Genomic DNA, 13795 nt, shown 5'->3' with positions numbered 1-13795 from the left:
CGCGCCGATACTATCGTCAGGGAAAGTTCATGACCGCCCATCGCCGTCGTTTCGCATCGAAAACCCTCTTCGCAGCGGCCCTGCTCATCCTCGGCGCAGCCGGCTCGGCCGGAAGCGCCGCGGCGCAGAGCGATGTGACGATCTTCGCCGGCGGCAAGCTGGACGTCGCGGATTCGGCCTATGCAGGCGCGACGGTCGGCCTGCCGGGCTCTGTCGACGGCAAGGGCTGGGCGGTGCGCGGGGCTGTCTATACCGGCGGCTATGACTATCGCAGCGGACCGACCACCATCGACGCGGACTTCACCGGCGGACAGGCGGAACTGATCTATCGCTACGGCTCCGGCCCGACCTGGGGCAACGTCGGCGTCGGCTATCGCTATGTCGACACCGACCTCAGCCCGGCAGACCCCGGCAATCGACGCGACGGCGGCGAGGGCGAGGTCATGGTCAGCCTGGACGGCGGTCATGTGGCCGGCCCCTGGCGGGTTGATTGGTACGGCTCCTACGGTTTCCAGCTCGACGACTACGACGCCCTGGTCAGCCTGACCCATACGGTCGGCGCCTCGGGCCGCCTGCGCGCGGGCCTGGAAATCGCCACCGACGGGGATTCCAACTACAGCGCCTATCACGTCGGCCCCGTTCTGGGCGTCAAGATCGGCGAAGAGGCCGAGTTCCAGATCTCGGCCGGGCTGAGCGACGGGGATGACCGCGACTCCGACGGCTATGTTCGCGTCGGCTTCTACCGCAGCTTCTGATCGCCGACGATCAACCGGACGTCGACAAGCTTAGCCTTAGAATAGGCCGCCAAACGGCGACTGCATTTCCGCCCTAAAACCACCCCTCGGCAATCGTTAACCCGGCGTTATCCCCGGGGAGCTTAACGATCACGCTTACTCTTCTCCGATTCTTGAGAAGGCTAGGCGTAGTATGCTGACGCTTCCGTCACGACGATCCGTATTGGCTGGTCTTGCGCTGACGCCGGCGCTCGCCGTTGCGCCGCATGGCGCATGGGCCGAGGGAGAAGGCGCCGCCCTGTCCGACGCCTCCAGCGCCCTGCCTTCCCTGTCTCACGCCGCCCGCAGCGGCGGCCGCTACTATGGCGCCGCCGCCCGCGCCGACCATCTGCGCCAGGACAAGGCCCTGCGCGCCGCCATTCTGCGCGACTGCGAGGTGCTGACCCCCGAGATCCACCTCAAGTGGAACTCGCTGGAGTGGCGCAAGGGGCAGTTCCACTTCGCCCCCGTAGATGATCTGCTGACGTTCGCCGACGACAATGGCCTGCGCGTGCGCGGCCATACCTTGCTGTGGGATCAGAGCACGCCGGACTGGGCCAAGCACGAGATGCTGGAACGCCGAGACTGGCGGCTGATGTCCGAGCATTTTTCGCGCGTGCTGGGCCGTTACGGCTCGCGTATCGAAGAATGGGACGTGATCAACGAGCCCATCGACACCCAGACCGGCGCCCGCAACTTGCGCCGCAACACCTTCTTCCGCGCTTTCGGCCCGACCTATATCGAGCGCGCGATGGAAGAAGCGCGGACCCATGCGCCCAAGGCCCATCTGGTCATCAACGACTACGGCTTCGAGTACGGCAATCCCGTCGACAAGGCCCGCCGCCAGGCTTTCGTCGCCCTCGCCCGTCGCCTGCGCGCGGCGAACGTTCCGCTGGACGGCGTGGGGGTTCAAGCCCACCTCGACCTGTCCAAGGGGCCGATCGACACCGTCGGCCTGCAGGAAATGACCAAGGCCCTGATCGATCTGGGCCTCGACATCACGGTGACCGAGCTGGACGTCAAGGAGTCGGAAGCCGCCGCCCCGACCACCGCACGTGATCAGAAGGTCGCGGACGAAACCCGCCGCTACCTCGACGTCATGCTGGCCTTCCCCGAGGTGCGCGGCGTGGTGACCTGGGGTCTGACCGACAAGTTCTCCTGGTTGACCGAACAGATCGACGCTCGCGCGCGCGCCGCGCACGGCGTCAACCGCGGCCTGCCCTATGACGACGCCTACAGCCCCAAGCCCATGTACTGGGCCCTGAACGAGTCCCTGGGCGCCAGCGCCTGACCGCTGATGTCAGAACTCGTCATTTCTCCTGGCGAGCGCCACCGCTGGACAAGCTGCAAGTTTTTGCGGCAGGAACACGCACCCTTTCTGTCTGGCTGGCGTTAGGGAAGCGAAGCCGGGGGCTAGGTTGCGTACACTCGCCAAAACAATTGATCTGGTCGCTGCGTTCGACGCCTCGCCCAACCCCTATATGCTGCTGGACGCCCAGCTGCGCTATGCGGGCATGAACCAGGCCTATCTCGACGTGACCCATCGGCGGCGCGAGGACCTGCTGGGTCAACCCGTGATGCAGGAATACGACGCCGGACCGGGCAAGGAAGCGACGGAAAACGCTCGTCAGCTTTTGACCTCCTTCCAAAAGGTGCTGGCGTCGGGCCAGCCCGATCATCTGGCTGTGCTTCACTATCCCATCCCGGTGCCGCAGGCTGACGGGACGACGATTTATGACGATCGGTACTGGAGTTGCACCCACACACCGATCAAGGACGCCGAGGGTCGCGTCACCCACATCCTGCAGCACACCAGCGACATCACCGAACTGGAGCGGCTGCGCCGTCAGGTCGGGCGCCTGAGGCCCGAAGAACCGACCTCTGCTCTGGACAGCCTCATCGGCGGCGGGATGTTCCGCCGCGCCATGAGCGTGCAAGCGGACAATCGCCGGCTGGAGACCGAGCGGCGACAACTGCTCGATATGTTCATGCAGACGCCGGGGTTCGTGGCGGTGCTGAACGGCCCGGAGCACGTGATCCAGCTGCACAACGGCGCCTACGGCCAGTTGATCGGCCATCGCGACGTGGTCGGAAAGCCCATCCGCGAAGCCCTGCCCGAACTGGCGGGTCAGGGCTACTACGACTTTCTCGACGAGGTGCTGGCGACCGGCGAGCCGTTCCACGGCCGCCAAAGCCCGGTGCAGTTGCAGCAAACGCCCGACGCCGCCCTGGCCACGCGGTATCTGAACTTCATCTATCAGCCGATCCGCGACAACGGCGGCGAGATCGTGGGAGTCTTCGTCCAGGGCCATGACGTCACCGACACCGTCCTGGCCGCCGAACGCCAGAAGCTGATGATCGATGAGCTGAACCATCGAGTGAAGAACACCCTGGCCACGGTCCAATCGATCGCCATGCAAACCGCGCGCTCGCACGAGGATCCGCGTTCCTTCGCAGAGACCTTCCAGTCCCGCATCCTGTCGCTGTCGCACACCCACGACCTGCTGACCCGCAGCCATTGGGAAGGGGCCGATCTGCGTGAGGTGCTGGAGCACGAAACGACGGCCCACGGTCTGCACCGCCTGACCCTGAACGGTCCCAATGTCGCGCTGGACCCCGCCATGGCCGTGTCTCTGGGCATGATCTTCCACGAACTGGCGACCAACGCCGCCAAGTATGGGGCCCTGTCGCCAGGCGAAGGGCGCGTGCTGGTCGACTGGTCGGTCGCGGACCAGACCAATCCACACCTTGGCATCGTCTGGCGCGAGACCGGCGGACCGTCGGTGGCCCAGCCTGAACGCCGGGGATTCGGCAGCCGTCTGATCGAACGCAATGTGCGACATGATCTGGCGGGCACGGTTCAGATGCACTATCGCGACGACGGCTTCACCGCCGAAATTACCATCCCCCTGAGCAAGGAAGCCGCATGACCAACGCTTTGCAGGGCCGTCGCGTGCTGGTGATCGAAGACGAGTCCCTGGTGGCCATGCTGCTGGAAACCATACTGGACGACATGGGCTGCGCCGTGGTGGGGCCGGAATCCAACATCGACGACGGCTTGCGGGCCGCGACGACTGAAGGCGGGCTGGACGCCGCCCTTCTGGACGTCAACGTCGCGGGTCGCGAAGTCTTTCCGGTGGCCGAGGCGCTGAAGGCGCGCGGCGTGCCCTTCGTCTTCTCGACCGGCTATGGCGAGGCTGGCCTTCCCGAACACTGGCGCGGCAATCCGACCATCCAGAAACCCTTTACCGAGGGCGCCATCCGCGACGCCCTGATGAAGGCGATGAACATCAGTCTGGCCTGATCAGCGCGGCTTGATGTCCTTCAGCACGGCGCGCGCTGCGTTGTGGCCCGGCGCGCCCGTCACCCCGCCCCCGGGATGGGCGCCGGATCCGCACAGATAGAGGCCCGGCACCGGCATCCGGTGATCGGCGTGGCCCAGCACCGGCCGGGCGCTGAACAGCTGATCCAGCGTCAACCGCCCGTGGAAGATGTCGCCGCCGATCAGGCCGAAGCGCCGCTCCAGATCGCGCGGCCCAAGCGCCAGCCGCCCGACCACCGAGGCCTTGAATCCCGGCGCATGGGCGTCGATCGTCTCGATCATCAGGTCGGCCACGGTGTCGCGATGCGCGTCGGCCAGATCGGGCGAGACGTGCTGGCAGAACAGGCTGGCGACGTGCCGCCCCGCCGGAGCCAGGCTGTCGTCCAGGGTCGAGGGGATCAGCATCTCGACAATGGGCTTCGACGACCAGCCGTTCAGCCGCGCCTCGGCGTGGGCGCGGTCCATATAGTCCAAGGTCGGCGCGATGATGATGCCCGCCGTCAGATGATCCCCCGCCTGCGGCAAGGCGGTGAAACGCGGCATTTCGGACAGGGCGACATTCATGCGGAAGGTGCCGGAGCCCGAGGCGTAGCGGCTCATCCGCGCGGTGAAGTCCGCCGGGACCACGGCCGGATCCACCAGCCGGTCGAACAGCAGACGCGGGTGCAGATTGGAGACGACGGCGCGTGCGCGAATGACGTCGCCCGCCTCGGTCACAGCCCCGACCGCCCTGCCCCGCTCGGTCAGCACCTCGACGACGGAGGCGTCCAACCGGATGTCGGCGCCCTGCTCGGCGCAGGCGGCGGCCATGGCCTGGGTGATGGCGCCCATGCCGCCGATGGCATGGCCCCAGGCCCCCTTCTTGCCGTTCACCTCGCCAAAGACATGGTGCAACAGGACATAGGCTGAACCGGGCGTATAGGGGCTGGCGTAGTGGCCGACCACGCTGTCGAAGCCGAACAGGGCCTTGATCGGGTCGCTCTCGAACCAGCCGTCCAGCCAGTCACCCGCCGACTTGGCGAACAGGTCCAGCAGGTCGCGCTGCGCCGCCAGACCCAGCCCCGAGACCCGCCGCCCCAGCGACGCCGCCTTCAGCATCTCCGGCAGTGCCGCCAGCCAGCCGCCTTCGACCACGTTCGGCGGGGTGGTCAGGATCAGGTCGCGCAGGATGGCAGCGACCGTCTCCAGCCGCGCCTCATAGTCGGGCAGACGTTCAGCATCGCGGATCGAGAACTTGGCCACCTCGGCCTGGGTCCGGCCCTCGCCGGTCAGCAGGTAACGTCCGTCGTCAAAGGGCAGGAAGTTGGCCGCCCGCCGCTCGACCACCCGCAGCCCGTGGCGCGGCAGTTCCATGTCGGCGATGACGCGCGGATTCAACAGGCTGACGGTATAGCTGGCCGTCGAGTTGCGGAAACCGGGATGGAACTCCTCCGTCACCGCCGCCCCGCCGACGACGCCGCGCCGTTCCAGCACCGTCACCTTCAGCCCGGCCCGCGCCAGATAGTAGGCGCAGACCAGCCCGTTATGCCCCCCGCCCAGGATGACGACATCCGTCTGTGATTGCGTCATGCCTTCCGCCCCCGATTCCAGAAGCGAACGCTAGCATCACACCCGACGCGGGGTGAACCATCCGTCCGGAGTGCGCTGCACCGACCCGGCCACGGCAAGAACCGCCAAGGTCTGTTCGATGCGATCCTCCATCCGCCGCCCGCGACGACCGCTGAACCGCGCCGCCAGAGCGCGGGGACCGACCGGCATGCCTTCCTGCCTCAACGCGTCGAGCAGGGCGGAAGCCATGGGCCCTGGCGCCTCGGGCAAGAGCGGCAAGCTGGCCGCGACATCGAGATTCGCCTCGACCTGCACCGCGCGACGGGATGTTTTCACGCGTCCGGACTGGAAGTCAGGCCGCAGGAACCGCACCTCGCCGCGCCCCTCCTCTACCGCCCGCTCGCGGTTCAGGGCGACAAGGCGCGTCACGGCCTCCTGTGCCGGGAGGTCGGCGGGCCAGCCATACGCAGACAGCACCGCCGCATCGAGACGTCGATGCAAGTGATCCAACAGGCCGATGCAGCCGGCCTCATGCACGGCGCGCTCCGCCTCGGTCAACGTCCCGCCGGCCGCCCACCGCGCCCGAGCATTGTAGAGGCCGGTCATGCTCAGGAAATCGTGCCGCTCCAGCACCTGGGCACGCAGAGCGTCGATCTCATCCGCCAGGATCGCGATCTCGGCTCTGACTCGCCCCGAAAGGTCAGGGAACGGGAAGGCGTCAAAACAGGGGCCTTTCGTATAGACAGGACGGTCTTCCAGCGTCCCGCCCTGCGCCAGCGCCCAGTCACCATGCAATCGCGACGACAGGACGCCCAGAACAGCCGCGTCATCCGACGCCATACAGATCAGCCGATTATCGGGCAGGATGTCCGCGTCGAGAAATCGGAACCACCGATGCTTGGCGGTTTCGACCGTGGCGATATAGCGCTCCAGCCCCTCAAGCGCCGGGCGCAACTCGCGGCGCGGCTCGCCAAAGACCCACCAGTTGTCGCGGTAAGAGGGGCGGTTGTTGCGGTCGCGCTCGGGCTTCACCGTCTCCAGCAGGTGCTGAAAGATAGCCGGGTGCCGCCGCCGCACCTCCGCCTCCTCCCAACCGAACAGGTCAATGACCTTCGCCCCCCGCGGTCGGTCCGCCAGATCCCGACCGTTGCGATAGGCGCGGATCGGCGAGACCGCCTCCATGTCGGACGCGGACAGCAGGGCCGCCGCCCGATCCGTCGCAACGATAAAGCCCGCGCCATGTAGCTTGACCCCCGGCGAACACAGCAGAGCGTTGGCCTTCAGTTCTACAGCCTCGGTCACGTCCACCCCCACGGTCAGGTCCGCCGCTATCGCGCCGCGCGCCTCCGCGAAGACGATCTCGGGCGCGTCGGTGTGCAGGCCCGCCTCCGAGATAACAGTCAAAAGCCTGCCTTGACCTTGCGTCTCGCCGCGTTCGGCCACGGTCATCGCGATCCGGACTGCGGCGCGATCCCCGCCCTTGATCCAGGGATGGTCCGGGATCGCGAAGACCAGCCGCATCGGCGGCGTGCCCTTCAGGTGATGTTCCAGAACACGCCGCGAAAAGGTCTGGGTGATCGAGTTGGTGGTGATGAAGCCGAAGCGGCGCAGGCTGGAGCCCTTCTCCGTCAGGATGTCCGCCGCCCGATCCCACCAGGCTGTCACCAGGTCGGCTGAACGGAACCGCCCCTGGCGCACATGCCACAGGGCGTCGACGTAGCCGTCGCCCAGTTCGCGCCTCAGGTCCTTGCCGCCGATGAAGGGCGGGTTGCCGATGATGAAATGCACGTCCGGCCATGGCGTCGGACGCGGATCGATCAGGCGCACGACCTCCCGCTCATCATCGTCCGCGACGAACAACACCGGTGCCCCGTCATTCGGGCGTCGAGGCCTCGATCGCGTGACAGGCCGCCCTGCGGCGTCGCGAACCAACTCCTCACGCGACCACGACAGCAGGGCGTCCGTTTGCCGGATCTTCTCGAAGTTGCGCAGGATCGGTTCCGATGGCTTGGCGTCGCCATAGACACGGAAATGCCACTGCAGATAGCCGATCCACATCACCATCTCGGCGATCCAGGCGGCGTAGGCGTTCTTCTCCAGTCCCCAGAACTGTTCGGGACTGACCGTATGACCGTCCAGAGCCAAAAATCCCTGCGCTTCGCCCATCTCGGCCAGGACCGCCAGGACCTCGCCTTCCAGCTCCTTCATCATGCCCATGGCGACATAGAGGAAGTTGCCGGTGCCGCAGGCCGGGTCCAGCACGCGGATGCGGCATAGATCCCGATGGAAATTACGCACCAACTTGCGCGCGGCCTTCTGGTCGCCTGCCGCATAGAGGCCCAGCGCGCTGCCCTCGGCGGCCTCCCAATCGGCGCGCAACGGCTCCATGATCGTCGGTTCGACCAGGCGCTCGACAAAAGCACGCGGCGTGTAGTGGGCGCCGAGTTCAGACCGCTCGTCCGGCGCCAAAGCCTGCTCCAGCAGGGCGCCGAAGATCGCCGGCTCGACGGACGCCCAATCGCGCCGGGCGGCGGCGATCAGGGCCTCGAGTTCGTCTTCCGTGATCGGGAGGGCCGCAGCATGGCGAAAGAGGCCCCCGTTGAACCGGCGCAGGGTCTGGCGAATGGCCGAGCAATGCCCGCCCTCGTCCATGCGCCGAAAGAAGTCGCCCGCCCCCAGATGGAACTGATCGGCGTGGCCGCGATAGCTTTCCAGGAAGCGCCGGAACCCCTTGTCCTCGATCAGGCCGACGCTGTCGGCGAACATGGCGAAGATGCACTGCATGACAAACAGGGCCGTCTGGTTGGCCCGCGCCGCCTTGGCCACTGAATCAGGCCGTCCATCCTCGCCAGCCGGAACCCGCCCGCCGATTGAGCGCACCAGCCAGGCCAGACGGGCGGCGATGTCGGTCGTCACCTCAGCCACGCGAGCGGCGGGGTCCAGGCTCATCGGATCGGACCAGACCCGCCTCAGCCGATCCCGCACCGCCTCATCGCGCAGCTGCGCCATCTCGATGCGATAGCGGGCGCGGTCGGGGAACGGGACATAGGCCTTGCCCTGCCGCCCGAAGTCGGACCACAGCTCGATGGCTCGCCCCACGTCCACAACGATGATGAAGGGCGGCCATTCATCCAGGGCCTTGGCGTAGCTCTCGGCCTGACGCTTGGCGTTGCGCATCAGAGCCTCAAGCGCGTGCGTCGGCGGCGGCGAAAGCCTGCGCCCGCGTCCGCCGAACAAGGCCAGTTGGGGCTGCGGGTCCAGCGCCCCGCCCGCCCCGCGCTTGCCCGACTGCTTGGCCTCCAGCACGAAGGCGCCGCGCCGATAGCAGTCGATATAGCCGGGGTGGCTGCCGCCGTCCTCGTGCAAGAACTTCACCGGGCGCTCGAAGCAGTAGTCGAGGTCGCCTGCCCGCTCGTCGTCCGGCGCCGGCACCCCGATCAGGCGGCAGAGCTGGGCGATGAAAGTCTGATAATGGGCGCGCTCGCTGATCGGCGCCTCGGACCAGCGGCGAATGAAGTCGTCTGCATCCATGGATTGTCGGCCTCCCCGCCGACAACCCTAGATTACAGTAACGATAAAATACAACCTTTAGGTGATATCACCATCCGAATAGCGACGGTGAAGCAGGGGCGCGCCCAGCCAGTAGCAGAGCTCAGCCGGGCGGGTGATGTCCCAAACGGCGAGGTCGGCGGCCTTGCCCGGCTCGATGGTCCCGACCTCGTCCTGCAAGCCCAGGGCGCGGGCGGCGTGGCGGGTGGCGCCGGCGATGGCTTCTTCGGGGGTCAGGCGGAACTGGACGCAGGCCAGGTTCAGCGCAGCTGTCATCGAGGCGACAGGCGAGGTGCCGGGGTTGCAGTCGGTCGCCACCGCCATGCGAACGCCGTGCTGGCGCAGCAGGGCCACCGGCGGCGCCTTGGTCTCGCGCAGCATCAGGAAGGCGCCGGGCAGCAGGACCGCGACGACACCCGCCTCGGCCATGGCCTGAACCCCCGGCTCGGTCGTGTGCTCGATGTGGTCGGCGGACAGGGCGTGATAGCGGGCGGCCAGGGCCGCCCCGCCGCCGTCCGACAACTGGTCGGCGTGCAGCTTGACCGGCAGGCCCAGCGCCTTGGCCTTGTCGAACAGGCGCGCCACCTCGTCCGTGGTGAAGGCGATGGGCTCGCAATAGGCATCCACCGCGTCGACCAGACCCTCGGCATGGGCGGCGGGCAGGATTTGATCCACAGCCTTGTCCACATAGGCGGCGCGGTCCGCCTTATGCTCGGGCGGGACGGCGTGCAGGCCCAGGTAGGAGGTGCGGACCCGCACCCCGGCATCCTTCCCGATGCGGCGGGCGACGCGCAGCATCTTCAACTCGCTGTCGTGATCCAGACCATAGCCGGACTTGATCTCAAGCGTGGTGACTCCGGTGGCCTTCAGCCCCTCCAGACGCTTGCAGGCCGAGGCGTAGAGCTCGTCTTCGCTGGCCTCGCGCGTCGCCTTGACCGAGGCGACGATGCCGCCCCCGGCGCGCGCGATCTCTTCATAGGTCGCCCCCTCCAGCCGCCGCTCGAACTCGCCCGAGCGGTCGCCGCCAAAGATCAGATGGGTGTGGCAGTCGATCAGGCCGGGCGTGACCCAGCGCCCGCCCAGGCTGTCGGTTTCCACAGCCTTGTGCACAGGCAGGTCCGCGCGCGGCCCGCACCAGGCGATGCGTCCGTCCTGGATCAGGATGGCGGCGTCCTCGATCGCGCCATAGGGGGCGCCGCCCTCGGTCATGGCGGCGACGTGGCAGTCGGTGATGAGACGGTCGGCGAGGATCATCGCGCGGCTGCTCCGCTGAGGATTTCGCAGAACCAGCGTCCGGCGGTCAGGGAGCCGAGGTCGCCGACTTCGAGCGAGGGGTCGTATTCGGTCAGATCGACGGCGCGGACCTTGGGATGAGCCCCAATTGCGCGGGCGGCGTCGAAGAAGTCGTGGACAGAAACCCCGCCGGGGCGGGCGCCGGGGCTGGCGGGCCACTGGCTGCGGTCGATGACGTCGATGTCGAAGTCCACGTAGATGACCTCGCACAGGGACGACAGGCGCTCCAGCTCCTCGACTACCACGGCGGCCAGACCGCGCTGGCGGCACTCGCGGGCGGTGCGGACACTGATGCCCGCCGCCTCGGCCTTTTCGTGGGCGCGGCGGGTGTTGGCGAAGGGGGCGAGGCCGACCTGGCTGATGCGATGGCCGTCCAGCCCATCGTCCAGCAGGGCCTGGATCGGGTTGCCGTTGGTCAGGCCTTGATCCGTGTCGCGCAGGTCGAAATGTGCGTCCAGCGTCACGACGCCGACGCGCTCCAGCCCGAGTGCATGGACGCCAGGCCGGGTGATGGCGTTGTTGCCGCCGACCAGAATGGTCAGGGCGCGGTGGCCTTGCGCCGCCACAGCATCGCGCACGGGCTCGAAGGCGTCGAAAGGCGAGACGGCCTTCAGCGCCACGTCGCCGGCGTCATGCACCTTGAGATCCAGCTCCAGCCCCGTCTCGACGTCATAGGTGGACAGGCGCGGCAGGACGGCGCGCAGGGCCTTGGGCCCCAGATCGCAGCGGCCCGGCGTCAACGACCGCTCGTTCAACGGCGCGCCGATCAGGGCGACGGGGGCGTCGGGATGGTTCCCCACCAGATCGCCGACAGAGCGCCATCCCAGGGCTTCAGACGGTTGGCTCATCGGGGTCATCCTTTGGTCGGAGAAAAGCGCGCGACCAGATCATAGGCCGCGCCGGGGAAGGTCTGCCACGCCCAGGTCACGCCCTGACCGTCGCGCCAGGTGCGGCGCTCCAGCCTGAGGCAAGCCGCGCCGTCGGCCAGCCCCAGATGGGTCGCGGTCTCGGGGTCGGCGCCGACAGCGGAGATCCGGTGCTCGGCCTCGGTCCAGGGCATGTGGGCCAGAAGCCAGCCGCCCGGCGGCTGGGCGGCGAAGTCGGCGGCCTCGGCCTCGGGCGCGGCGCTCAGAGAGATCAGACGTCGCTCGAAGACGAAGGGCAGGTCGTCGGCCAGGTGCAGGGTCTCCAGCTCGATCACTCGCTGGCCCAGCCCCTCGTCGGGTCGCGCCGGGCGAACGATGCGGCCCAGCAGGCGGTGGGCATAGGCCAGCCCCCTGCCTTCGATCTCGGACTGGATGTCGGGGATGGCGACCAGGGCCGACGAATGCACAGGCGGATGGGCCACCACCGTTCCGGCGCGACGGCGGCGCACCACCAGAGCCCGCGCCGACAGGTCCGTCATGGCGCGCGACACCGTCATGCGGGCGCAGCCGTATTCGGCCATCAGCTCGGCCTCGGTCGGGATGCGGAAACCCGGCCGCCACTCGCCCGAGGCGATGCGGCGCTCGATGTCCCCGGCGATCCGTCGATGAAGCGGCTCTTGATCCATGAATCGAAACTGCCCCTTGCGCGCAATAATGTCTAGACATAACACTGAGCCCAACATACGACGGCGGCCGACGCCGCATGGAGGATTCGATGGCCACTCCCAACACCCGCATCATCCGCAGCCCGCGCGGGTCTGAAAAGACCGCCAAGACCTGGGCCGCCGAGGCGGCCATGCGGATGCTGATGAACAACCTCGACCCCGAGGTGGCGGAGCGTCCCGAGGACCTGGTCGTCTATGGCGGCATCGGCAAGGCGGCCCGCAACTGGCAGGCCTTCGACACCATCGTCGAGCAGTTGCAGAAGCTGGAAGCCGACGAGACCCTGCTGGTCCAGTCGGGCAAGCCGGTCGGCGTCTTCCGCACCCATGCCGACGCCCCGCGCGTGCTGATCGCCAACTCCAACCTGGTGCCCAAGTGGGCGACCTGGGAGCATTTCAACGAGCTCGATAAGAAGGGCCTGGCCATGTACGGCCAGATGACCGCCGGGTCGTGGATCTACATCGGCACCCAGGGCATCGTTCAGGGCACCTATGAGACCTTCATGGAGGCCGGTCGCCAGCACTATGGCGGCGACTGGTCGGGCAAGTGGATTCTGACGGCGGGCCTGGGCGGCATGGGCGGCGCCCAGCCCCTGGCCGCGACCATGGCCGGGGCGTCGTGCATCACCATCGAGTGCCAGCGCAGCCGCATCGAGTTCCGCCTGCGCACCCGCTACGTCGACGTCATGGCCGAGACCCTGGACGAGGCCCTGGCCCTTCTGGAGCAGTCGTTCAAGGAGAGGAGAGCCTTGTCGATCGGCCTGTTGGGCAATGCGGCTGATCTTCTGCCCGAAATGGTCAAGCGCGGCGTCCGCCCCGATCTGGTGACCGACCAGACCAGCGCCCACGACCCGGTCAACGGCTACCTGCCCTCGGGCTGGACCGTCGCCGAATGGGAAGAGAAGCGCGTCAGCGACCCCGCCGCCGTCGAGGTCGCCGCGCGTCAGTCGATGGCCGTCCACGTCCAGGCCATGCTCGACTTCCACGCCCAGGGCATCCCCACCACCGACTATGGCAACAACATCCGTCAGGTCGCCTTCGATCAGGGTGTGACCAACGCCTTCGACTTCCCCGGTTTCGTCCCCGCCTATATCCGCCCGCTGTTCTGCCGCGGCATTGGACCCTTCCGCTGGGCCGCCCTGTCGGGCGATCCCGAGGACATCCGCAAGACGGATGAGGCGATGAAGAAGCTCTTCCCCGACAACGCCGGCCTGCACCGCTGGCTGGACATGGCGGGCGAGCGCATCGCCTTCCAGGGCCTGCCGGCGCGCATCTGCTGGATCGGTCTGGGCGACCGCCACCGCGCCGGCCTGATGTTCAACGAGATGGTGGCCTCCGGCGAACTGAGCGCCCCCGTCGTCATCGGCCGCGACCATCTGGACTCAGGCTCCGTCGCCAGCCCGAACCGCGAGACCGAGGCCATGATGGACGGCTCGGACGCCGTGTCCGACTGGCCCCTGCTGAACGCCCTGCTGAACACCGCGTCGGGCGCGTCGTGGGTGTCCCTGCACCACGGCGGCGGGGTCGGCATGGGCTATTCCCAGCACTCCGGCGTCGTCATCGTCGCCGACGGCACGCCGGAAGCGGCCAAGCGTCTGGAGCGCGTCCTGTGGAACGACCCGGCCACCGGCGTCATGCGCCACGCCGACGCCGGATACGACATCGCCAAGGACGCCGCGCGCGAACACGGCCTGAACCTGCCCTCGCTGGACCTGTAAGCCT

At 67.7% G+C, this 13795-nt stretch carries 10 protein-coding genes; 5 read left to right on the top strand and 5 right to left on the bottom strand.

Annotated elements, in window-relative coordinates; all coding sequences use genetic code 11:
* The first annotated feature begins 29 nt into the window (after positions 1-29).
* From bcsS to ACI2KI_RS00640, 4 genes are all read left to right on the top strand, one after another.
* Positions 30-755 (top strand): cellulose biosynthesis protein BcsS, encoded by a 726-nt coding sequence (bcsS, locus tag ACI2KI_RS00655; protein ID WP_404616884.1) that lies wholly within the window; start codon positions 30-32, stop codon positions 753-755.
* Positions 756-957: 202 nt separating this feature from the next.
* The gene (locus tag ACI2KI_RS00650; RefSeq protein ID WP_404616882.1) at positions 958-2064 is read left to right on the top strand and encodes an endo-1,4-beta-xylanase; all 1107 of its coding nucleotides are present in this window, start codon (positions 958-960) and stop codon (positions 2062-2064) included.
* 127 nt (positions 2065-2191) lie between these two features.
* A complete protein-coding gene (locus ACI2KI_RS00645) occupies positions 2192-3703 on the top strand; it encodes an HWE histidine kinase domain-containing protein (RefSeq protein ID WP_404616880.1) in 1512 nt (503 codons plus the stop codon).
* Positions 3700-4077 carry a response regulator gene (locus ACI2KI_RS00640; protein WP_292082485.1) on the top strand — a complete coding sequence of 126 codons (378 nt, stop codon included), beginning with the start codon at positions 3700-3702 and terminating at the stop codon, positions 4075-4077. Before ACI2KI_RS00645 ends, ACI2KI_RS00640 begins: the two co-directional genes overlap by 4 nt.
* Here ACI2KI_RS00640 and ACI2KI_RS00635 read toward each other — a convergent pair whose 3' ends face one another.
* From ACI2KI_RS00635 to ACI2KI_RS00615, 5 genes are read right to left on the bottom strand one after another with little or no spacing between them, the layout of a single operon-like run.
* Positions 4078-5664: a phytoene desaturase family protein gene (locus ACI2KI_RS00635; RefSeq protein WP_404616878.1), complete on the bottom strand. Its 1587-nt coding sequence runs from the start codon at positions 5662-5664 to the stop codon at positions 4078-4080.
* 36 nt (positions 5665-5700) lie between these two features.
* Positions 5701-9174: a class I SAM-dependent DNA methyltransferase gene (locus ACI2KI_RS00630; RefSeq protein WP_404616876.1), complete on the bottom strand. Its 3474-nt coding sequence runs from the start codon at positions 9172-9174 to the stop codon at positions 5701-5703.
* Between the two features lie 57 nt (positions 9175-9231).
* On the bottom strand, positions 9232-10446 hold the full coding sequence (gene hutI, locus ACI2KI_RS00625; RefSeq protein ID WP_404616874.1) for an imidazolonepropionase: 1215 nt from the start codon (positions 10444-10446) through the stop codon (positions 9232-9234).
* On the bottom strand, positions 10443-11333 hold the full coding sequence (locus tag ACI2KI_RS00620) for an agmatinase family protein (RefSeq protein ID WP_404616872.1): 891 nt from the start codon (positions 11331-11333) through the stop codon (positions 10443-10445). The genes hutI and ACI2KI_RS00620 overlap by 4 nt, the downstream gene beginning before the upstream one ends.
* A 5-nt stretch (positions 11334-11338) precedes the next feature.
* Positions 11339-12037: a UTRA domain-containing protein gene (locus ACI2KI_RS00615; protein ID WP_404616870.1), complete on the bottom strand. Its 699-nt coding sequence runs from the start codon at positions 12035-12037 to the stop codon at positions 11339-11341.
* Positions 12038-12126: 89 nt separating this feature from the next.
* On the opposite strand from ACI2KI_RS00615, the gene hutU reads away from it, so the two are divergent.
* A complete protein-coding gene (gene hutU, locus ACI2KI_RS00610) occupies positions 12127-13791 on the top strand; it encodes a urocanate hydratase (protein WP_404616868.1) in 1665 nt (554 codons plus the stop codon).
* Positions 13792-13795 lie beyond the last annotated feature (4 nt).

This window comes from Brevundimonas sp. NPDC046655 (genome assembly GCF_044901625.1).
GTDB lineage: Bacteria > Pseudomonadota > Alphaproteobacteria > Caulobacterales > Caulobacteraceae > Brevundimonas.
This window is presented reverse-complemented; position numbering and strand designations above follow the sequence as displayed.

Bases quoted from the DNA above. Each gene is read 5' to 3' on its own strand.
- hutI (WP_404616874.1), bottom strand. From the start codon at position 10,446: ATGATCCTCGCCGACCGTCTCATCACCGACTGCCACGTCGCCGCCATG.
- ACI2KI_RS00630 (WP_404616876.1), bottom strand. From the start codon at position 9,174: ATGGATGCAGACGACTTCATTCGCCGCTGGTCCGAGGCGCCGATCAGC.
- ACI2KI_RS00635 (WP_404616878.1), bottom strand. From the start codon at position 5,664: ATGACGCAATCACAGACGGATGTCGTCATCCTGGGCGGGGGGCATAAC.
- ACI2KI_RS00620 (WP_404616872.1), bottom strand. From the start codon at position 11,333: ATGAGCCAACCGTCTGAAGCCCTGGGATGGCGCTCTGTCGGCGATCTG.
- ACI2KI_RS00615 (WP_404616870.1), bottom strand. From the start codon at position 12,037: ATGGATCAAGAGCCGCTTCATCGACGGATCGCCGGGGACATCGAGCGC.
- bcsS (WP_404616884.1), top strand. From the start codon at position 30: ATGACCGCCCATCGCCGTCGTTTCGCATCGAAAACCCTCTTCGCAGCG.
- hutU (WP_404616868.1), top strand. From the start codon at position 12,127: ATGGCCACTCCCAACACCCGCATCATCCGCAGCCCGCGCGGGTCTGAA.
- ACI2KI_RS00640 (WP_292082485.1), top strand. From the start codon at position 3,700: ATGACCAACGCTTTGCAGGGCCGTCGCGTGCTGGTGATCGAAGACGAG.